The sequence below is a fragment of the Streptomyces sp. NPDC086147 genome (assembly GCF_040702165.1).
Lineage (GTDB): Bacteria > Actinomycetota > Actinomycetes > Streptomycetales > Streptomycetaceae > Streptomyces.
Map to the genome: position 1 here is coordinate 180,031 of NZ_JBFBJO010000010.1, position 24,198 is coordinate 204,228.

23 protein-coding genes are annotated in these 24,198 nt (G+C 73.0%); 17 read left to right on the forward strand and 6 right to left on the reverse strand.

Translation table 11 applies throughout. The annotated features are described in order from the left end of the window. Window positions 1-123: 123 nt before the first annotated feature. Window positions 124-1,248: a DUF1015 family protein gene (locus AB0398_RS22640; protein ID WP_366377419.1), complete on the forward strand. Its 1,125-nt coding sequence runs from the start codon at window positions 124-126 to the stop codon at window positions 1,246-1,248. 114 nt (window positions 1,249-1,362) lie between these two features. Here the strand turns inward: AB0398_RS22640 and AB0398_RS22645 are convergent, their stop codons facing one another. The 3 genes from AB0398_RS22645 to AB0398_RS22655 all read right to left on the reverse strand — a co-directional run bounded on the left by AB0398_RS22645 (window position 1,363) and on the right by AB0398_RS22655 (window position 3,521). Beyond that, entirely contained in the window at window positions 1,363-2,286 is a 924-nt protein-coding gene (locus tag AB0398_RS22645; protein ID WP_366377420.1) for an RNA polymerase sigma-70 factor, read from the reverse strand. Window positions 2,287-2,327: 41 nt separating this feature from the next. Then, a complete protein-coding gene (locus tag AB0398_RS22650) occupies window positions 2,328-2,801 on the reverse strand; it encodes a carboxymuconolactone decarboxylase family protein (RefSeq protein ID WP_366377421.1) in 474 nt (157 codons plus the stop codon). Window positions 2,802-2,987: 186 nt separating this feature from the next. Further along, the gene (locus AB0398_RS22655; protein WP_366377422.1) at window positions 2,988-3,521 is read right to left on the reverse strand and encodes a GNAT family N-acetyltransferase; all 534 of its coding nucleotides are present in this window, start codon (window positions 3,519-3,521) and stop codon (window positions 2,988-2,990) included. A 71-nt stretch (window positions 3,522-3,592) separates the two neighbouring features. Here AB0398_RS22655 and AB0398_RS22660 point away from each other — a divergent pair, with 71 nt between their 5' ends. From AB0398_RS22660 to AB0398_RS22720, 13 genes are all read left to right on the forward strand, one after another. Next, a complete protein-coding gene (locus AB0398_RS22660; protein ID WP_366377423.1) occupies window positions 3,593-3,901 on the forward strand; it encodes a hypothetical protein in 309 nt (102 codons plus the stop codon). A 34-nt stretch (window positions 3,902-3,935) separates the two neighbouring features. After that, window positions 3,936-4,649 carry a hypothetical protein gene (locus tag AB0398_RS22665; protein ID WP_366377424.1) on the forward strand — a complete coding sequence of 238 codons (714 nt, stop codon included), beginning with the start codon at window positions 3,936-3,938 and terminating at the stop codon, window positions 4,647-4,649. Next, window positions 4,649-5,374, forward strand: a complete 726-nt coding sequence (locus AB0398_RS22670) for a hypothetical protein (protein ID WP_366377425.1) — start codon at window positions 4,649-4,651, stop codon at window positions 5,372-5,374. The genes AB0398_RS22665 and AB0398_RS22670 overlap by 1 nt, the downstream gene beginning before the upstream one ends. A gap of 5 nt (window positions 5,375-5,379) precedes the next feature. After that, complete coding sequence (locus AB0398_RS22675) at window positions 5,380-7,386, forward strand: carbamoyltransferase C-terminal domain-containing protein (RefSeq protein ID WP_366377426.1); 2,007 nt, start codon at window positions 5,380-5,382, stop codon at window positions 7,384-7,386. Then, window positions 7,383-8,747 (forward strand): MFS transporter, encoded by a 1,365-nt coding sequence (locus AB0398_RS22680; RefSeq protein ID WP_366377427.1) that lies wholly within the window; start codon window positions 7,383-7,385, stop codon window positions 8,745-8,747. The genes AB0398_RS22675 and AB0398_RS22680 overlap by 4 nt, the downstream gene beginning before the upstream one ends. 68 nt (window positions 8,748-8,815) lie before the next feature. Further along, window positions 8,816-9,025: a helix-turn-helix domain-containing protein gene (locus AB0398_RS22685; protein ID WP_366377428.1), complete on the forward strand. Its 210-nt coding sequence runs from the start codon at window positions 8,816-8,818 to the stop codon at window positions 9,023-9,025. Beyond that, a complete protein-coding gene (locus tag AB0398_RS22690; protein ID WP_366377429.1) occupies window positions 9,025-9,597 on the forward strand; it encodes a Clp protease N-terminal domain-containing protein in 573 nt (190 codons plus the stop codon). The genes AB0398_RS22685 and AB0398_RS22690 overlap by 1 nt, the downstream gene beginning before the upstream one ends. A 119-nt stretch (window positions 9,598-9,716) precedes the next feature. Then, window positions 9,717-10,421 carry a nitroreductase gene (locus tag AB0398_RS22695; RefSeq protein ID WP_366377430.1) on the forward strand — a complete coding sequence of 235 codons (705 nt, stop codon included), beginning with the start codon at window positions 9,717-9,719 and terminating at the stop codon, window positions 10,419-10,421. 108 nt (window positions 10,422-10,529) lie between these two features. After that, a complete protein-coding gene (locus AB0398_RS22700; protein ID WP_366377431.1) occupies window positions 10,530-12,290 on the forward strand; it encodes an alpha-glucosidase in 1,761 nt (586 codons plus the stop codon). A 9-nt stretch (window positions 12,291-12,299) separates the two neighbouring features. Then, window positions 12,300-13,298 (forward strand): TIGR03885 family FMN-dependent LLM class oxidoreductase, encoded by a 999-nt coding sequence (locus tag AB0398_RS22705; protein WP_366377432.1) that lies wholly within the window; start codon window positions 12,300-12,302, stop codon window positions 13,296-13,298. Beyond that, window positions 13,295-15,043, forward strand: coding sequence for an alpha-amylase family protein (locus AB0398_RS22710; protein ID WP_366377433.1), 1,749 nt, complete (start codon window positions 13,295-13,297; stop codon window positions 15,041-15,043). Before AB0398_RS22705 ends, AB0398_RS22710 begins: the two co-directional genes overlap by 4 nt. A 256-nt stretch (window positions 15,044-15,299) precedes the next feature. Then, window positions 15,300-16,493 carry a cytochrome P450 gene (locus tag AB0398_RS22715; protein ID WP_366377434.1) on the forward strand — a complete coding sequence of 398 codons (1,194 nt, stop codon included), beginning with the start codon at window positions 15,300-15,302 and terminating at the stop codon, window positions 16,491-16,493. Beyond that, window positions 16,490-16,711, forward strand: coding sequence for a ferredoxin (locus AB0398_RS22720; RefSeq protein ID WP_366377436.1), 222 nt, complete (start codon window positions 16,490-16,492; stop codon window positions 16,709-16,711). Before AB0398_RS22715 ends, AB0398_RS22720 begins: the two co-directional genes overlap by 4 nt. Window positions 16,712-16,755: 44 nt before the next feature. Here AB0398_RS22720 and AB0398_RS22725 read toward each other — a convergent pair whose 3' ends face one another. The 3 genes from AB0398_RS22725 to AB0398_RS22735 all read right to left on the reverse strand — a co-directional run bounded on the left by AB0398_RS22725 (window position 16,756) and on the right by AB0398_RS22735 (window position 20,500). Beyond that, entirely contained in the window at window positions 16,756-17,316 is a 561-nt protein-coding gene (locus tag AB0398_RS22725) for a DUF305 domain-containing protein (protein WP_366377437.1), read from the reverse strand. Next, window positions 17,292-18,707: a DUF1996 domain-containing protein gene (locus AB0398_RS22730; RefSeq protein WP_366377438.1), complete on the reverse strand. Its 1,416-nt coding sequence runs from the start codon at window positions 18,705-18,707 to the stop codon at window positions 17,292-17,294. The genes AB0398_RS22725 and AB0398_RS22730 overlap by 25 nt, the downstream gene beginning before the upstream one ends. Window positions 18,708-18,787: 80 nt before the next feature. After that, window positions 18,788-20,500: a discoidin domain-containing protein gene (locus AB0398_RS22735; RefSeq protein ID WP_366377439.1), complete on the reverse strand. Its 1,713-nt coding sequence runs from the start codon at window positions 20,498-20,500 to the stop codon at window positions 18,788-18,790. 334 nt (window positions 20,501-20,834) lie between these two features. On the opposite strand from AB0398_RS22735, the gene AB0398_RS22740 reads away from it, so the two are divergent. The 3 genes from AB0398_RS22740 (at window position 20,835) to AB0398_RS22750 (ending at window position 24,173) form a co-directional block, all read left to right on the forward strand. Next, a complete protein-coding gene (locus tag AB0398_RS22740; RefSeq protein ID WP_366377440.1) occupies window positions 20,835-21,827 on the forward strand; it encodes a LacI family DNA-binding transcriptional regulator in 993 nt (330 codons plus the stop codon). A gap of 174 nt (window positions 21,828-22,001) precedes the next feature. Continuing rightward, window positions 22,002-22,841: a PP2C family protein-serine/threonine phosphatase gene (locus AB0398_RS22745; RefSeq protein WP_366377441.1), complete on the forward strand. Its 840-nt coding sequence runs from the start codon at window positions 22,002-22,004 to the stop codon at window positions 22,839-22,841. Window positions 22,842-23,135: 294 nt separating this feature from the next. Further along, window positions 23,136-24,173, forward strand: coding sequence for an MASE1 domain-containing protein (locus AB0398_RS22750; RefSeq protein ID WP_366377442.1), 1,038 nt, complete (start codon window positions 23,136-23,138; stop codon window positions 24,171-24,173). The last annotated feature ends 25 nt before the right edge of the window (window positions 24,174-24,198 follow it).

The window sequence follows — 24,198 nt, forward strand, 5'->3', positions numbered from 1 at the left end:
CCCGACCCATGATCCCGGTCGCCGATCCGAGCCGCCGATCCCGGTCGACGTTCCAGTCCGACATTCCGGGCCGACGATCCCGGTCGACGGTCCGGGCCGACGAGAAAGCAGCGAGCACCTCGGATGCGTACGAGCACAGAGACTCCGCGAACGGACGGGCTCCTCACCCGAGGGGCACCGGCCGGACTGATCCTGCACCCCTTCCTGGGGATCCGCCGCTCGCGGAGCGCCCTCACGCGCGACCGCACGCCCGCTTTCTACGTCCTGGAGCAGCGCCGGGGTCCCGAGCTGCTCCAGCGGGGGGTGATCGGCGCGCTCGACCTGGATGCGGCGGAACGTTCCGTCCACCCGCACGAGCGGGTGCTCCCCCACAAGGTGGCCGTCCAGCGGAACGTCCTCCGGACCGTCGGCGGCAGCCCCGAGCCGGTCCTGCTCGCCTGCCGGGGCGCCACCGGCGTCGGCGCCGTGCTCGACCGGGTCGCGGCCGGGCGGCCGGACACCGCCCTCGTCCAGCCGGACGGCACCCGCCACCTCCTGTGGCGCTGCACCGATCCGGACCGGATCGAGGCCGTCGCCGCCGGTCTCGCCCGGCACCGCGCCCTGCTCGCCGACGGCCACCACCGCTTCGCGGCGGCACGGGAGCACCGCCGGGCCTTCGGCGGCCGGCCGGGCCCCTGGGACCGGCTGCCCGCGCTCGTCGTGGACACCGCCGCCCACCCCCTCGCGCTGCGGGCCATCCACCGCCACCTGCCGGACCTGGCCGCCGAGGAGGCGGCGCGGCGGGCCGCCGCCGTGGCCACCGTCGAGGAGGTCACCCGGCCCGGCCCGCCGCCCGAACCGCGTCCGGGTGAGTTCGTCCTGGTCGGCTCCGGCGGGCGGTGCTGGTCGGTCCGGGACGTCTCCGCGGACCACGCGCGGTCCGCGCTGCGGGGCCGCCCCAAGGCCTGGTCCGTCCTCGACGCCGCCCTGCTCCACCACCTGTTCGTCGACCGCGTCTGGCGCGGCCTCCTGACCGCGTCCCGGATCTCGTACGTCCACGGGCTCCCGCGCGGGGGCCGGGAGGTCCCGGGCACGCTGGTCCTGCTGGCCCCGCCCGGGGAGGAGGAGGTCCACCGGCTGGCGGGCGACGGCGTCCTGATGCCGCAGAAGTCCACGGCCTTCGGACCCAAACCCCTTCCCTGGCTCGTCACCTACCACCACACCCACCAGACCCGGGGCCCGGTCGCGGTGCCGGCGGCCCTGGTCTGACCGCCCGTCCCGACGAGGGCCCGGTCCGCAGCTACGGCCACGCGGTCGCCGAAGGGGCGTGGGAGCACCGATGCCCCGCCGGTCACCGGGCCGTCGTCGACGCCGGTCCCGTGGTCACCTCGTCCGCCTGCGGGCCCGCTTCACCTCGCGGTCGACGGCCCACGCGTCGGCGACCGGCCCAAGGTGGCCGAGCTTGTCGGGATTGATCACCGATCGGATGGTGTGGATCCGCCCGTCGAACACGTCGAGGGCCAGGGTGTGGAGCACTCCGCCCTCCCGGTCGCGGAAGATCGCGCCGGGCTGCCCGTTGATCTCGTGCGGCTCGAACGTCACGTCGACCCGGGCCATCAGGGGAAAGACGGAGGCGAGCAGCCGGGCCACGTCGTCGGTGCCGCTGACGGTCCTGGCGAGTTGCGGGGCCTTGCCACCGCCGTCCCCGACCAGCCGGACGTCGGCGGCGAGCAGGTTCCGCAGCCCGCCCACGTCGCCGTCCCGCAGCGCGTCGAAGAACCGCGTCGCCAGCTCCTGCCGCTCCCGGCGGTCCGCTTCGAACCGCGGCCGGCCGGCCCGCATGTGCCGCCGTGCCCGTACCAGCAGTTGCCGGCAGGCCGCCTCCGACCGCCCCACCGCCGCGGCGACGTCGTCGAACCCGAAGCCGAACACCTCGCGCAGGACGAACACCGACCGCTCCAGCGGGCTGAGCCGCTCCAGGAGCAGCAGCGCCGCCATCGACACCGAGTCGGCCAGCTCCGCCGAACGCTCCGGATCCTGGTACGGGTCGCCGAGCAGCGGCTCGGGGAGCCACGGGCCCACGTACTCCTCCCGCCGCACCCGCGCGGAGCGCAGGACGTCGATCGAGATCCGGGTCACCGTGGCCGACAGGAACGCCTTGGCCGACGCGACCCGGGTCGCCGAGCCGTCGAAGCGCAGCCACGTCTCCTGCACCGCGTCCTCGGCCTCGCCCACGCTGCCCAGGATCCGGTAGGCGATCGAGAACAGCAGCGGCCGCAGCTCCTCGAACTCCTCGACCTTGCTCACGGTGAAACCCCTTCCCGCCCGGCCGCGCTCGCCGGTGCCGTTCAGTGGAACTGCCCGGCCTCGTAGGTGCCGGCCGGCTGCCGGGTGATGACGTTCAGCCGGTTCACCGCGTTCATGAAGGAGACCAGGATCACCAGGGCGGCGAGCTGTTCCTCGTCATGGTGCTCGGCGGCGCGTGCCCACGCCTCGTCGCCGACACCCCTGGACGCGTCCGCGACCCGGGTCCCCTCCTCCGCCAGCTCCAGCGCGGCGCGCTCGGCCGCGGTGAAGACCGTGGCCTCCCGCCAGACCGCGACCAGGTTGAGCCGCACCGAGGTCTCGCCGGCGGCGGCGGCCTCCTTGGTGTGCATGTCGACGCAGGCGGCGCAGCCGTTGATCTGGCTCACGCGCAGCGCCACCAGCTCCTGCGTCGCGGCGGGCAGCGGCGAGTCCTTGAGCGCCTTGCCCATCGCCATGAAGTGCCTCAGGGCCTTGCCGGCGGTCGGGGAGGCGAAGTAGTTCAGTCGCGCGTCCATGGGGTGCTCCTCCGTGGTCGTCAGTGGCTACACCCCTGGGACGAGATGGCTCGGCGTCCTGTGACACGGACGGAGGTGACCCGCGTCTCCCCGGCCCCGGCCTCGACCCCGGCCCCAGCCCCAGCCCCAGCCCCAGCCCCGATACGGCGATCGGCGCGCGTGCGGGCCGATCGCCGTGGGCGCCGGTCAGCGTCCCGAGTCGCTCCAGCGGACCTCTCCGTCGGCGATCTCGTCGGTCGGGGTCAGGCCGAGGGAGCGGGCGACCCCCGCCGACGCCTCGTGGTCGGGGTGGATGAAGGCCACCAGGGAGGTCGCCCCGCGGGTGCGGAGCCAGTCGGCCATGGCCCGTGCGGCCTCGCCCGCGTAGCCCCTGCCCTGGTGCCCGACCCCTACCACCCAGGCGAGCGAGGCCTCCACCTCACCGCTCTCGGTTCGGTACAAGGTCGCTTGAACCGTCCCCGCGAGCCGTGCGTCGTCGGCCCGGCGGAGCATCCAGTTCAGCCAGCCCTGGCTGCCGTCCGGAGAGGTGCCGCCGGCCTGGAACGCGTATCTGGCCTGCAGTTCTTCCAGGGTGTAGGGCTTCCCGCCGGTCCAGGTGTGCAGCCGGGTGTCGTCGAACACGGGGAAGGCCTCGGGCGCGTGTTCGGCCCTGAGGGGTTCGAGGGACAGTCGAGAGGTCGTCAAGCGTTCCGCGAGCGGCCACTGAGTCAATGGAGTCATCCGCGAACGATAGTTCGCGACCACCGCAAGGAACCCGGCCGGGCCACCGGCCGCGAACGAGGAGATCCGACATGACCGTTCAGACCGCAGACCTGTTCCTCGCCGACCCCGCCCTGGACGCGGAGCTCGACGCGGCGGCCCTGGAGGCCGCGCTCCCGACGCTCACGGAGAAGCTGGCCGCGCTGAAGGCGACCCTGAGCCAGGACGAGCAGGCCGTGCTCAGCAGCATCGTCACCTCCTCCAGCCTGCACCTGAAGGAGCTTCAGGACATCAACGCCGAGGCGGACTACATCTTCGCCAAGCCGATCTCCGCGGCCGCGACCCCGTCGATCCGCACGGAGCTCCTGAACCTGCCGAACACCCTCGGCTTCAACGAGTAATTCGGCCCGACACACGGAACGGGAGGATCCCGCAATGTCTGCACCGACGCTGGTGGACCGGCTGTCGCACCTGTCAACGGAACTCACCGCCGCGGAGCGGGAGAACCTCAAGTTCCTCCTGAGCATGGCCGCCGGAGGGCTCCTCAGCGGCCACGCCCGGGCCGTGCCGGAAGAGCTGCGGGCGGTGGCCCTGGCCACCGCCCAGCGCTCACTGCCCCGGCTGCACGGCGGCGCACGGCCCGCCTTCGAGACCGGCGTGGTCTTCCTGGGCCGGGGGCCGTTCTTCTCCGAGGAGGACATCGCCGCGCTGGACGCGGAGTCCCGCCGGTACCGCGAGCGGGCCGAGCGCTTCCACGACCACTACGTGGCCTCCGGCGCCCCGCTCGCCCGCGAACTCGCCCTGTCGACGAAGGTCCACGACTTCCTGGTCTCCCAGGTGGGCCCGGTCCTTCCGACGCACAAGGCCAACTACCTGTACTACGACGAGCCGGGACTCGGCATCGACCCGCACGTGGACAAGGACGAGTTCTCCCTGAACGTCCTGACCATGCTGCAGCACAGCCCCGAGGACAGGCACTCGGAGCTGATCCTCTACCCGCCGGAGCAGGACGCCCTCCACGTCCACCTCGCCCCGGGCGAATCCCTTGTCTTCTTCGCCGACAGCGTCACCCACCAGCGCACCCGCACCGTCGCGGGCGAGGCCGTCCGCCTGGTGTCCTTCGGCTACCGCACGATCGGAAGTGTGTGATGACGAACACCCTCACCATGGGGCGGCGGCTCGCCGAACTGCACGGCACGCTGACCCCGGCGGAGCAGGCGAACCTCAAGCTGATCCTCGGCCTGTCGGCCGGACAGCTCGTCCCCTCCAAGGAGGCCGGCGCCGAGAACGGCCGGCGCGCGGTCTCCGAGGCCCTGCGGCTCCTCTGCCCGTACGAGGTCGAGGACCCGCGCGGCATCCAGTACCGCGGCCGTCCGGAGTTCCTGACGGACGAGCTGCTGGCCGCCTTCCAGGCGGAGAAGGAGGAGGTCGGCAGGACCGCCGTGCCCTTCGACGAGCACTACCTCGGCTGCGGCGGCACGCTCGCCGACCGCATCGCCGTCAGCCCCGAACTCGCCGCGCTCGTGGCCTCGGTGGTGCCGAGGGCCGAGGCCACCGGCATCGCGAGCTACCTGTTCTACCGCGACGCGGGGCAGGGCATCATCCCGCACATCGACACGGACATCTTCTCGCTGAACGTGCTGATGATGCTGGAGCACGAGATCCCCGAAGGCGTCGAGGAGCCCTCGGCCCTCTGCATGCACTACCCGGACGGCAGCGAGGAGCAGCTGCGGCTGTCCCCCGGCGAGGTCGTCGTCTTCCTGGCGGGCACGCAGGCGCACAGCCGGACGCCGATCGCCGAGGGCGAGCGCGTCACCATCCTGACCTTCGGCTTCATGCCCGAGGGTGCCCCGCTGGAGAACTACAAGAGGTGACCGAGGTGACCACTGTCCTGGGAATCCACTGCGGGCACGAGTCCTCGTGCTCGGTCGTTCGGGACGGCCGGCTCCTCTCCGCCGTCCAGCAGGAACGCGTGACCCGGCGCAAGTACGACGGGCAGGAGTTCCTCTCCGACCGGTTGCCGATCCAGGAGGCCCTGCGGCTGGCCGGGACGACGATGGACGAGGTCGACGTCATCGTCAGCTCCTTCCAGGCGGCGGGGCCCTCCGGGGTGGGTCTCCAACGGCCTCTGGTCTCCCCCTCCTTCGCCGCCTTCGACCCCTTCGACCCCCGGCACCACGTCGTGTCCCACCACCTCGCCCACGCCGCCTCGGCCGTCTACCCCTCGGGGTTCCCGGCCGCCGCGGTCCTGGTCTCGGACAGCGCGGGCACGACGTCCTGGGACGGCCGTGACTTCTACGAGCCGTTCGCCGCGTTCCACGGCCGCTACTACGCGGACGCGGGCGGGGGCGGAGAAGCGGGCGGGGACACCGTCCCGGTCGGTGCCGAAGGGCCCGCCGACCGGACCGTGTTCACCGAGATGCGCTCGTTCTACGCCTTCAGGGACGGCGGGTTCACCCTGCTGGACCGGGCCTACAGCGTGCCGCACAACCAGCCGGACGTCTTCGTCCAGAGCGAGGCGAGCCTCTTCGACAACGTCTCCCGGTACGTGTTCCGGGCCGAGCACGCCCACGGCCAGCTGATGGCCCTGGCCGGGCTGCCCCCGACCCGGGTGCCCCGGCTTTCGGTCCCGGACGTCGTCACCGAGGAGGAGCCGCCCCGGCTCAGGAACGGGTGGCAGCTGCTCGACGGCGGCGGGGGCGATCCCGTGGAGCAGGCGGACGTCGCGGCCGTCGTGCAGGAGGCGTTCACGCGCCTGCTCACGCACCACGCGCAGCGCGCGGTCGAGCTCGCGGGCATCGCGGACCTGGCCTGCGCCGGCGGGGTGTTCCTCAATCTGACCGCGAACAGCGAGATCGCCGCGCTGCCCGAGGTGAACGACCTGTACGTGCCGTCGTGCCCGCACGACGCCGGGATCTCCGTGGGTGCCGCCTTCCTCGGGTGGGCCCGCGCTCAGGAACCGGGCGCCGGTCTTCCTCCCCGGCGGATCCGAGGCGACTTCCTCGGACGCCCGGCGGAGCGCGTCGGCCCGGCGCTGGCCAGGGAGTACGGCTACGTGCCCGTGCCGATCGCTCCCGGGGACACGGACGAGGACGGCACGCGCGACCCCGGAGCCCCGGCGGTCTCTCCGCACCTCACCCGCGCCGCCGCCGAGGTCATCGCGCGCGGTGCCGTGGTGGCCCGGTTCGCCGGCCGTGCCGAGTTCGGCCCGCGCGCCCTCGGCAACCGCTCCCTGCTCTGCCATCCGGTCGCCTGCGCCGACGCCCGGGCGAAGCTCAACCTGCTCAAGCGGCGGCAGGACTGGCGGCCGGTCGCGCCCATCGTGCGCGCCGAGGACCTGGACACGTACTTCCACGGCCCGGCCGAGTCCCCCTTCATGAACTTCAACTTCCGGGTACGGCCGGAGTACGCGGACCTGCTGGCCGAGGCGCTCCACGCGGACGGCACCGCCCGCGTGCAGACCGTCGCCCCGGAGTACAACCAGGCGATCCACGCGCTCCTCACCGCGCTCGCCGAACTCGGTCTGCCGCCGGTCCTCATCAACACCTCCCTCAACGGGCCCGGCCAGCCGATCATCGACTCGGCCGAGGAGGTGCTGGAGTTCGTCCGCCACCCCGTCGTGGACCACCTCCTCGGCGAGGACTACCTGATCGCCACCCCGGACTCCGGTCCCCTGCGGGTACGGCGTCCGGAGTCGGTCGTGATGGCCGCCTTCGGGTCCGGTTCCTCGGCCCGGTACGTGCTGAGCAGCCGGGACGCCTCCAGCGACGTGGACCGGCAGCTCTTCCTCGACCTGTGCGCGCAGGACCGGGCGCTCGCCGACGGCGGCTCGCGGCTGGTCCTGGACTGTCTGAGCGCCGGCCTGCTCGTGGAGGCCGACCGATGACGGCCGTCGTCGAGGAGACCGTGCCGGAGGCGGCGGGCGAGGGCGGCGGAAGGGCCCCGGAACGCCCGGGGCCCGACCCCGCCGCCGCCCTGCGGACCTCCCTCCCGGTCGCGAACTTCCTCTCCTTCTTCGCCATCGCCGCGGTGGAGTTCGCGGTGCCGTTCGTGGCGGTGTCCACGCTCGGCGCCAGCTCCCTCGTCGTCGGAGCGCTCGGCATCTGCCGGTTCGCCCCGCAGGTGCTGCTGGCCAGGACCGCGGCCCTGCTCGTGGAGCGGTACGACCAGCGGTCCGTCATGCTCGGCTCGGAGCTCCTCCGCGTCCTCGCCTTCCTGCTGTCCGCGCTCGCGCTGGCGGCCGGACCGGCCTGGGGCACGGCCGTCTTCTGCCTGGCCAACGTCGCCCTGGCCTGCGGATCCGTGCTGACCTCCGTCTCCACGCAGGTGCTGGTGCCGGCCGTCTTCCCGGACAGGGAGCTGCCCCGGATCTACGCCCGCCTGAGCATGGCCGAGTCCGGCGCCGACGGGCTCGCGCCCTTCGTCACCGGGGTGGGCCTCGGCCTCCTCGGGGTTCCGTGGACCTTCGCGACGGCGGCGGCCCTCGCCCTGTGCGCCTGCGCCCTGCTGGTCCGCATCCCGCGGATCCGGGTGCCGGCGGGCCCGGAGGCCTCCGGGAAGGGCGAGGAGACGACCGAGACAACCGAGGCGACCGAGAGCACCGAGAGCACCGAGAGCACCGAGAAGCGCTCCCCCGGCCGGACCACCCTCCGTCACGGTCTCCGGCTCAACCTGGCGACCCCGGCGCTGCGGATCCTCACCTTCTGGGCCCTCGCGTACAACTTCGGCCAGTGCGTCATCGAGGCCCTGCTGCTCATCGTGCTGCTGGACCAGACCCCGCTCACCGCGGTGGGCTTCGGCGTCATCCGGAGCTGTGTGGTCCTGTTCGCGGTGGCGGGTTCGGGCCTGGCCGAGCGGCTCCCCGCCCGGCTCCGCACCGGCCTCGGCACATCCGTCTTCGGCTGTGGCGCGGTGGCCTCGTACTCCCTGGTCGGCTTCGGCGCGTACCTTGGCGGCACGGCCGGTCTCGTGCTGGTCCTGGCCGGCTTCGTCCTGGACGAGTTCTGCTCCGGGGTCGTGGCCGTCCGCGTCCAGACCTTCCGCGCCCGGGCCATCGCCCAGGAGGACCGCGCCATCGCCACGGCGTCCTACCGCGCGGCCAACCTGACGGCCGTGCCGGTCGGCTTCGCCCTCGGCGGTCTGGCCGGGCTCTTCCTGAGTCCCGTCCACACCCTGGTCACCGTGGGCGCCCTGATGCTCCTCCCGGCGGTCCTGGTCCTCTCCCGTTCCGTGCGCGAAACCGGCTGACGCGCTCCCGCACCCTCCTCGCGTCAACCTTGGTTGACGCGAGGAGGGTGTCAATGTACGTTGACGCCATGACCGACGCAATCGATCTCGCCGAGCAGGCCGGTGACCGCGATCCACGGGTCGGGCTGCGCGCCGTCTCCGCGCTGCGGCGCCTCCTCGAACAGCTGGAAGCCGTCCAGGTGCGCAGTGCGCGCGCCCAGGGCTGGTCGTGGCAGGAGATCGCGGCCGAGCTGGGCGTGAGCCGTCAGGCCGTCCACAAGAAGCACGGGAGGCACTGATGTTCGAGAAGTTCACCAAGGGGGCCCGGGCGGTGGTGACCGGAGCGGTGGCGGTGGCCGAGCGCGAGGGCGCGCCCTCGGTCACGGAGGAGCACCTCCTGCTGGCCCTGCTCGACGCGGAGGACAGCAGGGCGGCCGACGTACTGCGGGTCCTGGGCGCGACGGAGCGGCGCGCGTCGCTGGAGGCCGCGCTCGCGGCGGCCCGGCGTAGGGGCGGACTCTCGGCGGTCGACGTGGACGCGCTGGCGGACCTCGGCATCGACGTGACGCGGATCGTCGCGCGGGTCGAGGAGACCCACGGCCCGGGCGCGCTCGCCGGCCCCGACGCCCGGAACCGGGGCGCGAGGCGGCGGCCCCTCACCCGGGAGAGCAAGAAGGTGCTGGAGCAGTCGCTGCGCGTCTGCCTCGGCCGGCGCGAGAAGGCGATCGGCGACGAGCACCTGCTCCTGGCCCTGACAGCTCGCCCCGGGGTCGTCTCCGAGGCCCTGGCGGACCACGGAGTCACCTACACGACGGTGGAGCGCGCACTCGGCGGAACCGGAAGCGGAGGCGGGACCGGAACCCGGAGCTGAGCACCGCCCCGCCGCTCCCCCCCCGGGCGGCCACGCGCTCCCGACCGGGACGGTTTCGCGACGGGACCGTCCCGGATAGGGTGCGGCCCCCGAACGAGGCCACTGCGCGGAGGTGTCCCTTGAACCCGACCGGTACCGGCGACGGCAGCACCGACCCGTACGAGGCACTGAGCCGGATCCTCGCCGAACGGTTCACCTGCCGCCAGTTCCTGCCCGACCCCGTCCCCCGGGCGACCGTCGAGCGGATCCTGCGCCTGGCCCAGCGCACCCCCTCCTGGTGCAACACCCAGCCCTGGCAGGTGCACCTCACCGAGGGCGCCGCGACCGAACGGCTGCGCACCGAGCTGTCGGCACACGTCCGGAGCAGCCCGGACGCACCCGACTTCCCGTTTCCCACCGGGTACACCGGCGCTTACCGGGAGCGGCGGCGCGCGTGCGGCCTCCAGCTCTACGGCAGCCTCGGCATCGCCAAGGACGACCGGGAGGGGACCCTGCGGCAGATGCTCCGGAACTTCGAGCTGTTCGACGCGCCGCACGTCGCGGTCGTCACCACCGAGGCCGACCTCGGCGTCTACGGCGCCGTCGACTGCGGCCTCTACATCGACACCTTCCTGCTCGCCGCCCACAGCCTCGGCGTGGCCGCGGCGCCCCAGGCCGCCCTCGCCGCCTGCTCGGGCTTCCTCCGCGCCCACTTCGGCATCCCGGACAACCGGCGCGTGGTGGCGGGCGTCTCCTTCGGGTACGCCGACCCCGACCACCCGGTCAACGCGTTCCGTACCGACCGCGAGGAGCCGGAGAACGCCGTCACGTGGCACACCGCCTGACCCCGTCCGCGCCCCGGGCCGGTCCCGCACGCGCCCGCACGGTTCAGCCGCCGTCCACGGGAAAGGGAATCCATGGCCCGTGCCCCCGACGCCCGGAGGAGACCGCCGATGACGCCCGGCACCGTGACAGGGAAGGACGACGCGTGGTGGAAGTCCGCAGTCGTCTACCAGATCTACCCCCGCAGCTTCGCCGACTCCGACGGCGACGGCATCGGTGACCTGGACGGCATCACCGGCCGCCTGGACCACCTGGCGGAGCTCGGCGTGGACGTGCTGTGGCTCTCGCCCGTCTATCCGTCGCCGCAGGACGACAACGGCTACGACATCAGCGACTACCAGGACGTCGATCCCGTCTTCGGCGACCTGGCGGCCTTCGACCGGCTGCTCGCGGCGGTGCACGGGCGCGGCATGAAGCTGATCATGGACCTGGTCGTCAACCACACCTCCGACGAGCACCCCTGGTTCCGGGAGTCGCGCGACCCAGCGAGCCCCAAGCGCGACTGGTACTGGTGGCGGCCGCCGCGCGACGGCCGGGAGCCCAACAACTGGGGCTCGTTCTTCTCCGGCTCCGCCTGGACGCACGACCCCGCGAGCGACGCGTACTTCCTCCATCTGTTCTCGCCGAAGCAGCCCGACCTCAACTGGGAGAACCCCGAGGTGCGCGAGGCCGTGTACGCGATGATGCGGTGGTGGCTGGAGCGGGGCGTGGACGGCTTCCGGATGGACGTGGTCAACCTCGTCTCCAAGGACCCGGCGCTGCCCGACGGGGAGCTGCGCGGCGACGGCCCGTACGGCGACGGGTCGCCCTCCTACGTCTGCGGGCCGCGCATCCACGAGTACCTCCGGGAGATGCACCGGGAGGTGATGGCCCGCTACCCCGGCCGGCTGCTGACCGTCGGGGAGATGCCCGGCGTGACCGTCGAACAGGCCCGGCTGTTCACCGACCCGGACCGCGCCGAGCTGGACATGGTGTTCCAGTTCGAGCACGTCGGACTCGACCACGGCGCCCACAAGTTCGATCCGAGGCCGCTGCGGCTGACCGATCTGAAGGCGTCCCTGGGCCGCTGGCAGACCGGTCTCGCGGACGTCGGCTGGAACAGCCTGTACTGGAACAACCACGACCAGCCCCGCGTCGTCTCCCGGTTCGGCGACGACGGCCCCCGCCACCGCACCCGGTCCGCGACCATGCTGGCCACGGTCCTGCACCTGCACCGCGGCACCCCCTACGTCTACCAGGGGGAGGAACTGGGCATGGCCAACGCGCCCCTGCGCACCATCGAGGACTTCCGGGACATCGAGTCCCTGAACCACTACGCGCAGGCGCTGCGCGCGGGGGCCGCGCCCGAGGACGTCCTGCCCGGGCTGCGCGCGATGGGCCGCGACAACGCCCGTACGCCCATGCAGTGGGACGGCTCCCCGCAGGCCGGCTTCACCACGGGCACCCCCTGGCTCCCGGTCAACCCGGACCACACCGAGGTCAACGCCGCCGCCGCGTACGCGGATCCGGATTCCGTCTACCACCACTACCGGCGGCTCATCGCCCTGCGGCACGCCGAACCGGCGGTCGTGCACGGCGACTTCACCATGCTGCTGCCCGACGACGAGCGCGTGTACGCCTTCACCCGCCACCACGAGGGGACCACCCTCCTGGTCGTCGGCAACTTCACGGGCGACACCGTGTCCGTGGACCTTCCCGACGGCTGGGACGGCGCCGAACTCGTCCTGGGCAACGGGCCGTCCGCCCCGGCGGAGGACGGACGCGCGGCCCTCGCGCCCTGGGAGGCGAGGGTGCACCGACGGGTCGGGGGAGGCGCCGGGGAGGCGACCGGCGCGGGCCGCACCGCCGATGATCCGCGCCTCCCCGGGTAGGCGCGGCCCATGACCGTCTACGGATTCCACGCCTCGCACGAACAAGTCCCCCCGGCCGACCTGTTGGCCGCCGCCGTCCGCGCGGAGGAGGCCGGCTTCGGCGCCGCCATGTGCTCGGACCACTTCTCGCCCTGGAGCGTCCGGCAGGGCGAGTCCGGCTTCGCGTGGTCCTGGCTCGGCGCCGCCCTCCAGGCCACCGACCGCATCCCCTTCGGCGTCGTCAACGCGCCCGGACAGCGCTACCACCCCGCGATCGTCGCGCAGGCCGTCGGCACCCTCGCGTCCATGTACCCGGGCCGCTTCTGGGCGGCCCTGGGCAGCGGCGAGGCGTCCAACGAGCACATCACCGGCGACCGCTGGCCGCGCAAGGACGTGCGCAACGCGCGGCTGCGCGAGTGCGTCGACGTCATCCGGGCGCTGCTGCGCGGCGAGGAGGTGAGCCACGACGGTCTGGTGACCGTGGACCGGGCGCGCCTCTGGACCCTCCCGGACACGGTGCCGCCGCTGATCGGCGCGGCGTGCAGCGAGGCCACCGCGGCCTGGTGCGCCGACTGGGCCGACGGGCTCATCACCGTCAACGCCCCGCACGAGCGGCTGCGCCGGATCGTGGACGCCTACCGCTCCGCCGGGGGCTCCGGCCCGCTGCGCCTCCAGGTCCACCTGAGCTGGGACCCGGACCCGGACACCGCCCTCGCCGTCGCGCACGACCAGTGGCGCACCAACGTGCATGGTCCGCCCGCCAGTTGGGACCTCGACACGGCGGAGCTCTTCGACGGCGTCAGCGAGCACGTCACGCCAGAGCGGGTCGCCGAGGCGGTCAACGTGTCGGCGGACCTCGGGCAGCACGCGGCCTGGCTCCAGGAGTACGCCGACCTCGGCTTCGACACGGTCATGCTGCACCACGTCGGCCGCGAACAGAGCGCGTTCATCGACGCGTTCGGTGCCAAGGTGCTGCCCCGGCTCGACGCGACCCCGGCCGGTCCCGCGCGCGTGGAGGAGGCCCGATGAGGCTGACCCGGACCTCCGACCTGTGGTGGAAGAACGCCGTCGTGTACTGCCTGGACGTCGAGACGTACCAGGACGGCGATGGGGACGGGATCGGCGACTTCGCGGGTCTGACCCAGCGGATCGACCACCTCGCCCGCCTCGGCGTCACCTGTGTGTGGCTGATGCCGTTCCATCCGACGCGGGAGCGGGACGACGGCTACGACATCACCGACTTCTACGCCGTCGACCCGCGCCTCGGCACCCTCGGCGACTTCACCGAGTTCGTGCGGACCGCCCGGGACCGGGGCATCCGGGTCATCGCCGACCTGGTGGTCAACCACACCTCCGACGAGCACCCCTGGTTCCGGGAGTCCCGCTCCAGCCGCACGTCCCCGCGCCGCGACTGGTACGTGTGGTGCGACGAGCCGCCCGAGGACGGGCCGAAGGGCGTCGTCTTCCCCGACGCCGAGAAGAGCCCGTGGGAGTACGACGAGAAGACCGGGCAGTACTACCTGCACCGCTTCTACCGGCAGCAGCCCGACCTCAACGTGGCCAACCCCGCCGTGCGCGACGAGATAGCCCGCATCATGGGGTTCTGGACGCAGCTGGGACTCTCCGGCTTCCGCGTCGACGCGGTCCCCTTCCTCCTGGAGACCGACGGCCAGGTGGACGCGGACCGGTTGCCCGACCCGCACGACTACCTGGCCGACCTGAGGGCCTTCCTGGGGCGCCGCAACGGCGAGGCGGTCCTGCTCGGCGAGGTCAACCTGCCCTACCCGGAGACCATGGAGTTCTTCGGCGGCCCGGAGTCCGAGCGGGGCGACGAACTGACCATGTGCTTCGACTTCATCGGCATGCAGAACATGTACCTCTCCTTCGCCCGGGAGGAGGCCGGACCGCTGGCGGGGGCCCTGCGGGAGCGCCCGGAGGCCCCGCGCGACGGGCACTGGGCGACCTTCGTCCGCAACCACGACGAGCTGACGCTCGACAAGCTGGACGAGGACGAGCGCGCCGAGGTGTTCGCGGCCTTCGGCCCGGACGAGGACATGCAGCTGTACGGCCGGGGCCTGCGCCGCAGGCTGCCGCCGATGGTCGGCGGCGACCGCCGCCGCGTGGAGCTGGCCTACAGCCTGCTGTTCACCCTGCCCGGCACGCCCGTGCTCTTCTACGGCGAGGAGATCGGGATGGGCGAGAACCTGGCCGCCGAGGGCCGGCAGGCCGTCCGCACCCCCATGCAGTGGACGCCGGAGAGCGGCGCCGGATTCTCCACCGCGCCGGGCGGCGACTTCCCCAACCCGATGACCGAGGGCGCGTACGGGCCGGAGCGGGTGAACGTGCACGACCAGGCGCACGACCCGGGCTCGCTCCTCAGCCGTGTGCGGACGCTGATCGAGGGGTACCGCGAAGCCCCCGAACTCGCCTGGGGCCGCACCGAGGTGCTCGACGCGGACGACCCGGGCGTACTGGCCCACCTCGCCTCGCTCCCGGAAGGGGCGGTGCTGGCGCTGCACAACTTCTCGTCCCGGCGGGTCGACGCGACCACGACCGTGCCGGACCTGAAGGACGGTCACCGGCTCACCGACGTGTTCACCGGCGACACCGTCGAGGCGGGCGCCGGCGGGCGCGTCGCCGTCGGGCTGGAGCCGTACGGCTACCGCTGGCTGCGGGTGGACACCGCGCTGGACGATCCGGAACGCGCGACCGCCGTCCGGCCGGGCCGCACCGGGAACCCCTCCGCGCCGGACGTGCCCGCGCGCCATCCGTAGGCGTCCCGCGCCGTCCGTAGGCGCACCGGCCCGGGAAGCGGCCTTCCCGGGCCGGGCCCGCCGTCCGCCCGGCATGCTGGGGACATTGCCTTCACCTCAGCCCATTGCAACGTATCGTTGCATTCGAGCTCAGTGCCATTGCACCAATTATCCGTCTTCTACCTGGGAAAACGCCGTAAGTTATTTGACGAGGGAGTGAATGCAACGTAGCTTTCGAAGAGTTCAAACACGTCATATCGCGAGACGAGGACGGACCATGAGCGAATCCCTCCACACCGTCACGACGCTGCCGACGGAGCGTCCGGCCGCCTGCCCCTTCGACCCGCCGGCCGAACTGACCGACGCCCGCCGGCACGGTCCCGTCAGCCACTTCACCCACCCCGGCGGAAAGCCGGGCCGGCTGATCACCGGATACGACGCGGTGCGCTCCGTCCTGGCCGACGCCCGGTTCAGCTCGCGAAAAGAGCTCATGAACGTCGTCGACTTCGCGCTTCCGCCGGCCCCGCCGGGCGAGTTCCTCCTCATGGACGAGCCGGAGCACAGCCGCTACCGGAAGCCCCTGGTCGGCAGGTTCACCGTGCGGCGCATGCGGATGCTCACCGAGCGGATCGAGCGGATCACCGCCGACTGTCTGGACGCCATGCAGGAGACCGGACCGCCGGCGGACCTCGTGACCTCGTTCGCCAAGCCCATCCCCACCATCGTGATCTGCGAGATCCTGGGCGTGCCCTACGAGGACCGGGCGTCCTTCCAGGAGCAGATCGACACGTTCATGGGCGGGGAGGCCGGAGACGAGGAGCTGGTCGCGGCCTACACCGCGACCCAGGAGTACCTCGCGCGGCTGGTCGCCGCCAAGCGCGCGAACCCCACCGACGACGTGCTCAGCGAACTCACCGAGGGCGACCTGACGGACGAGGAGCTGAGGGGAATCAGCCTGATCCTGCTGGCGGCCGGGTTCGACACCACCGCGAACATGCTCTCCCTGGGCACCTTCGCGCTGCTGCGGCACCCGGAGCAGCTCGCGGCGCTGCGCGCCGATCCCGCCCTCACCGACGGGGCCGTGGAGGAGCTGCTGCGGTACCTGAGCGTCGCCAAGACGTTCCACAGGACGGCGCTGGAGGACGTCGAGCTGGACGGCCGGACCGTCGAGGCCGGCACGACGGTCGTCCTCTCGTACCACACCGCCAACCGCGACCCCGAGCGCTTCCCCGACCCCCACGCGCTCGACCTCCGCAGGCGGGCCACCGGGCACCTGGCCTTCGGCCACGGCATCCACCAGTGCCTCGGGCAGCAGCTGGCCCGCGTCGAGATGCGGGTCGCGTTCCGCGCGCTGCTCGACCGCTTCCCGAACCTGCGGCTGGCCGTACCGGCCGAGGAGGTCGTCCTGCGGCCGGAGACCGCGGACATCTTCGGGGTGAAGAGCCTCCCGGTCACCTGGGACGAGAAGTGAGCGCCTCGCGTCTCGACGTCGACCGCGAGCGCTGCATCGGCGCCGGGATGTGCGCCATGACCGCCCCGGACGTGTTCGACCAGGACCCCGACGACGGCCTCGTGCTCCTGCTGCACGCCGAGCCGCCCGCCGCTCACCGCGCGGCCGTCCGCATGGCCGTCGGCGTCTGCCCCTCCGGTGCGATCAGACTCCACGAGGCCGCCCCCGACGGCTTCTAGGGCCTCTCCGCGGGGGCCGGCGGGGAGGTCCCGATGGCCGCCGGTCAGGACCGGGCCGTCGTGCCCAGCCGGTCGAGTTCCCGCGCGGCGCTCCTCTCGATGGCGGCGGCCAGGTCCTTCGCCTCCTTCGCCCCGCCGGAGGTCCGCTCGCTCGCGCAGAGCGTCCCGGACTGCGCGAGGTGGGCGCGGAGGCCGTCGGCGAGGATCCTCTCGAACTCCCTCCCCGTCGCCTTCTCCGCCCTTCCGAGGGTACCGAGCGCGACCATGCCCGGCATGTCGTGCCCCTCGTGGGGACGGGTGTCGGGGACGCCCGAGAGGTCCAGGAGCCCGCGCAGTCGCGTCAGTTCCTCCTCCAGTCGCGTCCCGGTCCGGGCCGCGAGGTCCGCGAGGGCGGGATCCTTCGTGCGCAAGGGCGCCAGACCGGTCAGGAGGCGGGCCCGCTCGTTCATGGGGATCATCAGCTGGATCCACGCGGTGTCGGTGGCGTTGAAGGCCGCCGCCCGCGGCGGGCCGGTCACCGGCTGCGGGGTGCAGCCGGTGACCACGAGCGCCGCGAGCAGGGCCCGCACCGTCCACCGGATCAGAAGGTGCCGGCGGAGTTGCACTTGGCGCCCTGCGTGATGCAGTCCTTCACCCGCTGTCCCAGGGCCGCGTCGTCCCAGGCGTTGAAGAAGTCCCCGTGGATGGAGGACGCCATGCCGGAGGACAGGGAGAGGCCGGCCGGGCTCCCGGAGGTGGGGTAGCTGATGACGAAGGAGACGGACGGGATGGTGACGGGGTGGTCGCCGCCGCACACGCCGTTCCGGGCGAAGGCGACGTGCGACTTGTGGTCCGGGCTGTCGAGGTGCTTGCCGTCCCAGCAGTCGGGGAAGAGCAACTGGTGCACCAGCTTGGCCGTGGGGGCGCAGATAGGCCAGTTGCCGTCGGCGCTGCGTCCGATCTCCCCGCCCTCGCCCGCGCAGAAGAACTGGTTGGCCGAGCCCGCCGGGGTGGGGACCTGGGACTTGGCGTTGCCCGCGATCATGCGGAACCCCTGGGGGAAGGGGACCGTCACCGAGGGGTCGGGCAGCCGGGAGCCGTAGTAGACGATCATTCCGTCGGATTCGACGGTCCTGCCGCCTTCGTAGAGGGTGGGGATCCAGTACGCGGACAGGTCCTCGGCGGGGGTGCAGCTGGTGCGCCTGTCGGCCCGCAGGCTCTGCGCCGTGGTGAACGCGTCGGTGCTCCTGTTGCCGAAGAAGCTGTGCATGTGGGAGGCGCCGGGCAGGCCCGGGACGACGATCGGGTCGTCGGGCTTGGAGTGGCTGTAGGCGCAGGTGGCGTTGAACTCGGGCACGCGGACCGTGCCGGCGGGCACGGCGGCCGGGGTCATGGCCCGGAACCGTGCCAGCTGGGCGTTCCACGCGGCCTGGTCGACGCCGACCCAGCCGGGCGCGGTGCCGCCGCTGCCGGTGCCGTCGTCGAAGGAGAACCAGTTGATGTTGACGAAGTCGCCGGGCGCGGCGGCGCGCATGACAGCGAACAGCGTCTGGGGGCCGGCGGGGTGGGTGGCGACGTCGGCGGTCCGGGTCGTCCAGCTCTGCCAGCCGCCGGTCGGGGAGATCGGGAAGGTCGCGAGCAGCGGGCCGGTCGACGACCCGGTGCGCAGTTCCACGGTGCCGGTGCCGCTCGCGCCGGAGGCCACGCGGGCCGAGGCCTTCAGCGGGCTGGCGGCCCCGAGGTCGACGCCGTCGAACCGCATCCAGTCGCCGTCGGCGAGGAAGGCGGCGTTCCGGCCGCCGTCGGTGTCCGCCGTCGCTTCGAGGACCACGCCGGACTGCGCCGCGTACGACTCGGCCTGGACGACGACGGTGGCGGCCCACGCGGGCCGGGTGGTGAGGGTGACGCCGAGGGCGGCGGCCAGGGCGACCGCCAGCGCACCCGCCGTCAGGGTGTAGAGGCGCAGGGGTTTCCCTCTGTGCCTTCCGCCGCGGTTTCCGCTGTGTTCTCCGCGCATGTCCGTTCCTCTCGGTTCGTGGGTGGGGGGAGGAGGAGGCCCGGCGACCCCGCCGGGCCTCCTCGGCCGACGCGGTCCGGCTACTGGTAGACGCGCACGTAGTCGACGAGCATCCTGGCGGGGAAGGGGGTGGTGGCGTCGGTCGGGCCGGGCCAGTCGCCGCCGACCGCGAGGTTGAGGATCATGTAGTGCGGGTGGTCGAAGATCCAGGGCCCGCGGGTCCGCTCGACCTGCTCCTTGTCGAGGGTGAGGACCGTCCGCCCGTCGAGGCTGTAGACGATGCCCTTGCTGGTCCAGTCGGCGGCCCAGGTGTGGAAGTCGTCGGAGAAGTCGGCGTCCTGGGGCAGCCGGTACGGCGCGCCGATGCCCCCGCCGCCGTTGTACGCGGGCGCGTGGACCGTGGAGTACGAGGTCTTCACGTCCTTGCCGAGGACCTCCATGATGTCGATCTCGCCGTTGTACGGCCACGGCCGGCCGCTCAGGAAGTCGGCGCCCATCATCCAGAAGGCGGGCCAGAGGCCGTTGCCCTTGGGGACCTTGACGCGTGCCTCGACGCGTCCGTAGGTGAACTGGAAGGTGGCGCCGGTGTTCATGCGCGCCGAGGTGTACTGGCAGGTGGTGCTGCCGGTCAGCGGGTCGGGCGGGCATCCCCTGCCGGGGGTGGCCTGCTTGCGCGCCTCCATGACCAGGTGTCCGGATCCGTCGAGCGCGGCGTTGTCGTGGTCGGTGTAGTACTGCAGCTCGGCGTTCTGGCCGGTGCCCGGGTCGGCCCTCCACTTGGCGGGGTCGGGCCTGGCGCCTGCGGCGCCGTCGAACTCGTCGCTCCAGACCAGCCGCGGCGGGTTCGCCGGGTCGGGCGGGAGCGGCGGGGCCGGGATCGGCGCGCCGCCGGTGCCGTACACCTGGAACTCCCACAGGGAGTAGCCGTAGGCGGTGGCGCGCTCCGTGCCGTACATCCGCACGTGCCGGCCGGTGCCGGACACCGTGAGGGTCTGCTTGAGGCCCGTTCCGGTCGTGGTCGAGTAGATCGGCGTCCAGTCGGTGCCGTTCGGTGAGACCTGGATCTGGAAGGACTTGGCGTGGGCGGGGTCCCACTGGAGGACGATCCTGTTGATCCGCGCGGTGGCGCCGAGGTCGACGGCGATCCAGGCGGGGTCCGTCCAGCCGGTGGTGGAGCTGGTGGCCCACCGGGAGGCCGGGTCGCGGTCGAAGGCCCGGGCGGGGGTGCACTCCCAGCAGTTCTGGTCGCTCTGGGAGGAGGAGGCCGTGCCCGGCCGTCCGTAGGAGAGCAGGATGTCCCCGCCGTTTCCGCCGCCGGTGCCGTACACCTGGAACTCCCAGAGGGAGTAGCCGTAGGCGGTGGCGCGTTCGGTCGCGGTCATGCGGACGTAGCGGCCGGTGCCGGAGACGGTGAGGTTCTGCACGCCGCCGGTGCCCGACGTCGTCTCGTGGAGGGTCCGCCACGTGGCGGCGTCGTCGGAGACCTGGACGCGGAAGGACTTGGCGTAGGCGGCCTCCCAGTTGAGGGTGATCCGGCCGATGGCGGCGCTCGTGCCGAGGTCGACCTGGATCCACTGGGTGTCCGTGAACGCGCTGGACCAGCGGGTGCCGGCGTCGCCGTCGACGGCGGCGGCCGGGGCGAAGGGACCTTCGGTGCCGGAGGCGGTGACGTTCTTGCCCTGGGACAGCGGGGCCTCCGCGGCGCGGGCGGGTGGTGCGGGTGCGACGGTGAAGGTGAGCAGGGTGGTCACGACGGCGACGAGTAGACCGACGCGGCGAAGCAGCGGACGCACGGCGTCTCCTCAGAGGGGGGAAGGGGTCGGGGAGCGCTCCCTGAGGGGTGAGAATGGGCCGGTCCGCATCGGCTGTCAAGGCTTTGGTTCACTCGCTGGAAACACCACGTACTCACCAACTGCCTTTCCGGGAACGGTTTCTCACGGCTCGTCGGGAGAACGGAAAGCACGCCGTGCCAGGGCGGAGGCGCCGTGCGGCCGGGGGCGCGGGACGGCCTGCGGACGGAGCGGCGGCCGTCTTCACAGCGCCGTTGACATGGGCGTCGACGGAGCGTCATCCTCGCCGGAGAACGCTCCCCGCGGAGCGCGGACGCCGTCGATCGAATGGACCGGGATGAAACGACCCACGCTGGAAGTGGTCGCCGCTCGCGCGGGCGTGTCCAAGTCGAGCGTCTCCCGGGTCGTCAACGGCGAGACGACCGTCGCCCCGCAGATCCGCGAGGTCGTGATGCGGGCCGTCCGCGAGCTGGGGTACGTGCCCAACGCGGCCGCCCGCAACCTCGTCACCCGCCGGACGGACGCGGTGGCCGTCGTCGTCTCCGATCCGCCCCAGGGCGTGGTCTCCGACGACCCCCTGTTCTCCACCGTCGTGCGGGCCGTGAGCAGGGAGCTGGAAGCCGCCGGCAAGCAGGTCGTGCTGATGCTGGCGGAGTCCGACGGGAGCCGGGCCCGGGTGGAGGCGTACGTGGCCGGCGGGCACGTGGACGGCGTCATGCTCGTCGCGCTGCACGGCACCGACCCGCTGCCGGCGGCGCTGGCCAGGACGGGTCTGCCGATGGCCTCGTTCAACCGCACGTCCGCGCCCCAGGTGCCGTACGCCGGACTCGACAACGTCGGCGGCGCCTCGCTCGCCGTGCGGCACCTGCTGGAGCGCGGGCGCCGCAGGATCGCCGCCATCACCGGCCCGCTCGACCTGTTCGAGGCCCGCGAGCGGCTCGACGGCTACCGCGAGGCGCTGCGCGGGACCGGCCGCCGGTCGATCGTCGCGCTGGGCGACTTCACCCGGGCGTCGGGCGCCGAGGCCATGCGGCAGCTCCTGGAGGACGATCCGGCGCTGGACGCCGTCTTCGCGTCCAACGACCTGATGGCGATCGGGGCCCTGCGGACCCTGCGCAGGGCGGGCCGCCGCGTGCCCGAGGACGTGGCCGTCGTCGGCTTCGACGACATCGAGGCCGCCGCGTACACCGCGCCGGCGCTCACCTCCGTCCGCAGCCCCATGGCCGACCAGGCCATCGCCACGGTCCACCTCCTCCTCGGGCTCATCGAGGGCGGCCCCAGGGAACCGGTCGTCATCCCGAACGAACTCGTGGTCCGCGAGTCGACCTGATCACGCGCTCCGGCGCGGCGGCGCGGAAGGGCGGGGCGTCGGTAGAGGTGCGGGCGGCGTCTCCTCCGGGCAGAGTAGGGAAGGCCCTGTTCATGCCGAGGTGGCCGCCATGGTCTCAGGAACCGAGGAGAGAACGAACTGATGCGAGGGACTCTCGCCACGCCGGAGTGATCGATGTTCCGCAGACGGCCGGCCGACAGCAGTGACGAGCTGCTGACCAGACTCGGGTCGCTGACCGCCCGGGCGCGGGAGCTGGCCGAGACGCAGCGCTCCCGCGTCGAGCTCGCCGTGGCCCTGCAGCGCGGCATGCTGCCCCCGGACCTTCCCAGCCCTCCGGGCGTCCGGCTGGCCGTCGGCTACATGCCCGCGAACCACGGGCTCAACGTGGGCGGCGACTGGTACGACGCCTTCACGCTGCCCGACGGGCACATCGGCATGTCCATCGGCGACGTGCAGGGGCACAACATCGAGGCCGCCGCCTTCATGGGACAGGTCCGCGTGGGGCTGCGCGCGCTGGCCTCCGTCACCGGGGACCCGGGAGAGCTGCTCGCCCGCACCAACGACCTGCTGGTCACGCTGGGCGCCGACCTCTTCGCCACCTGCACCTTCCTGCGGCTCGACCCCGCCGCCGGCACCCTGGAGTGCGCCCGTGCCGGTCACATCCCCCACATCTGGGCCACCGCCGACGGCCGCTCCGGCATCGACGACGGCGAGGGCGGGCCACCGCTCGGTGTGTTCAGCGGGGTCGACTACCCCGTCACCCGCCACCGGCTCACCACCGGCGGCGTCTTCGTCCTGCTGACCGACGGGGTGGTGGAGGGGCCCTCGCTCCACCTCGACGACGGCCTGGAGCAGGTGATGCGGCTCGCCGGCATCACCGCCGTCGCCGGGCTGGACGTCGACGCGCTCGCCACCGCCGTCATGAAGCTGGCGAGCACGGTGGGACACGAGGACGACGCCGCCGTCCTGGTCGTCGGCCACGACGGCGGTACCGCCTGGCCGGTGAGGGGCTGAGGAGGAGCGACCGCCGCCCCGGTCGGCCCGCCCCTGAACGGCCCGCCCCCGAACGGGTGACGCCCGGCGCTCGGTGCCGGGAGCGGTACGGGCCGGGGCGCGATCCGGTCCGTACCGGGGTCCGATCCGTACGGGCAGCGGTCCGATCCGGGCCGTACCGGGGCCCGATCCATGCCGGGCCGGGGGTCGATGCGGTACGTGCCGGGGCGCGGTCCCGGCCCGGCCCGTTCCGTACGGTTCGCGCCCGACACGCAGGGGGTTCTTGCCCGGTCGGGGCGGCCCGGCCGGTGTCTGATGGCTGATGTGTTGGTCACTCGGCAGTTCCGGCCCTCGACGGAAGCGGTCCTGGCCTCGCTGGCCGTGGCCGCCTGCTACTACGCGGCCGGACGGCTCGGCCTGCTGGGCCGCCTCGTCGTCGAGGGCGTGGTCGTCACCCCCATCTGGCCGCCCACGGGCGTCGCCGTCGCCGCCCTGCTGCTGCTCGGCGCGCGGGTCTGGCCCGGGATCGCCCTGGGCTGCTTCCTCGTCATCGCCTCCCTCACCACTCCGGGGCTCACCACGGTGATCACCGTGGTGAGCAACACCGCCGCACCGCTGTGCGCCTTCCTGCTGCTGAGACGGGTGGGCTTCCGGCTCGACATGGCCCGGCTGCGGGACGGGCTCTCCCTGGTGTTCCTCGGCGGGTTCGGCGCCATGCTGATCAGCTCGACCGCCGGGGTCGGACTGCACGTGGCGACCGGCTCCCTGGAGAAGAGCGAGTTCTGGCCCGTCTGGCTGGCCTGGTGGGCGGGCGACACGATGGGCGTGCTGCTCGTCGCTCCGCTCCTGCTCGCGTTCGCGGGCGCGGGCGGGCGGTTCCGGACGCGGCGCTGGAAGGAGGCGGTCTGTCTGGGGCTCGCGGCCCTGGTCCTCGTGCCGTCGGCCGTGCACAGCCCGATGAGCCTGCTCTTCCTGGTCTTCCCCCTGCTGATCTGGGCGGCGCTCCGCTTCCAGCTCGCCGGAAGCATGCTGTGCGCGCTCTTCGCGTCCGTGCTCACCACCTTCGAGGCGACCGCCGGGGAGGGCGCGTTCCTCCGCCTGTCGGACGTCGAGATCATGGTGAAGCTCCAGGCGTTCAACGGCTCCGCCGCCCTGACGGCCCTGCTCCTCTCCTCCGTCATCACCGAGCAGCGGGCGACCCGCAGGTCGGTGCGCCGCGCCTGCCAGGAACTGGCGGAGGTCCTGGAGCACCTCGCGGCGGGCGAGCCCTCGCCGAAGCCCCCCGCCGCCGGACACCCGCCCGACCCCACCGGGAGCCGGGCGGCCTCACCCGGCGGGCGCCGGGACCCGTGACCCGCCCCGCCCCGCCCGGAGGGAC

What these genes read in the sequence shown, in the direction of transcription:
- AB0398_RS22700 (WP_366377431.1), top strand. Translation starts at nt 10,530, where the DNA reads ATGACGCCCGGCACCGTGACAGGGAAGGACGACGCGTGGTGGAAGTCC.
- AB0398_RS22680 (WP_366377427.1), top strand. Translation starts at nt 7,383, where the DNA reads ATGACGGCCGTCGTCGAGGAGACCGTGCCGGAGGCGGCGGGCGAGGGC.
- AB0398_RS22740 (WP_366377440.1), top strand. Translation starts at nt 20,835, where the DNA reads ATGAAACGACCCACGCTGGAAGTGGTCGCCGCTCGCGCGGGCGTGTCC.
- AB0398_RS22715 (WP_366377434.1), top strand. Translation starts at nt 15,300, where the DNA reads ATGAGCGAATCCCTCCACACCGTCACGACGCTGCCGACGGAGCGTCCG.
- AB0398_RS22710 (WP_366377433.1), top strand. Translation starts at nt 13,295, where the DNA reads ATGAGGCTGACCCGGACCTCCGACCTGTGGTGGAAGAACGCCGTCGTG.
- AB0398_RS22750 (WP_366377442.1), top strand. Translation starts at nt 23,136, where the DNA reads ATGGCTGATGTGTTGGTCACTCGGCAGTTCCGGCCCTCGACGGAAGCG.
- AB0398_RS22690 (WP_366377429.1), top strand. Translation starts at nt 9,025, where the DNA reads ATGTTCGAGAAGTTCACCAAGGGGGCCCGGGCGGTGGTGACCGGAGCG.
- AB0398_RS22705 (WP_366377432.1), top strand. Translation starts at nt 12,300, where the DNA reads ATGACCGTCTACGGATTCCACGCCTCGCACGAACAAGTCCCCCCGGCC.
- AB0398_RS22665 (WP_366377424.1), top strand. Translation starts at nt 3,936, where the DNA reads ATGTCTGCACCGACGCTGGTGGACCGGCTGTCGCACCTGTCAACGGAA.
- AB0398_RS22670 (WP_366377425.1), top strand. Translation starts at nt 4,649, where the DNA reads ATGACGAACACCCTCACCATGGGGCGGCGGCTCGCCGAACTGCACGGC.
- AB0398_RS22650 (WP_366377421.1), bottom strand. Translation starts at nt 2,801, where the DNA reads ATGGACGCGCGACTGAACTACTTCGCCTCCCCGACCGCCGGCAAGGCC.
- AB0398_RS22685 (WP_366377428.1), top strand. Translation starts at nt 8,816, where the DNA reads ATGACCGACGCAATCGATCTCGCCGAGCAGGCCGGTGACCGCGATCCA.
- AB0398_RS22745 (WP_366377441.1), top strand. Translation starts at nt 22,002, where the DNA reads ATGTTCCGCAGACGGCCGGCCGACAGCAGTGACGAGCTGCTGACCAGA.
- AB0398_RS22655 (WP_366377422.1), bottom strand. Translation starts at nt 3,521, where the DNA reads ATGACTCCATTGACTCAGTGGCCGCTCGCGGAACGCTTGACGACCTCT.
- AB0398_RS22730 (WP_366377438.1), bottom strand. Translation starts at nt 18,707, where the DNA reads ATGCGCGGAGAACACAGCGGAAACCGCGGCGGAAGGCACAGAGGGAAA.
- AB0398_RS22660 (WP_366377423.1), top strand. Translation starts at nt 3,593, where the DNA reads ATGACCGTTCAGACCGCAGACCTGTTCCTCGCCGACCCCGCCCTGGAC.
- AB0398_RS22640 (WP_366377419.1), top strand. Translation starts at nt 124, where the DNA reads ATGCGTACGAGCACAGAGACTCCGCGAACGGACGGGCTCCTCACCCGA.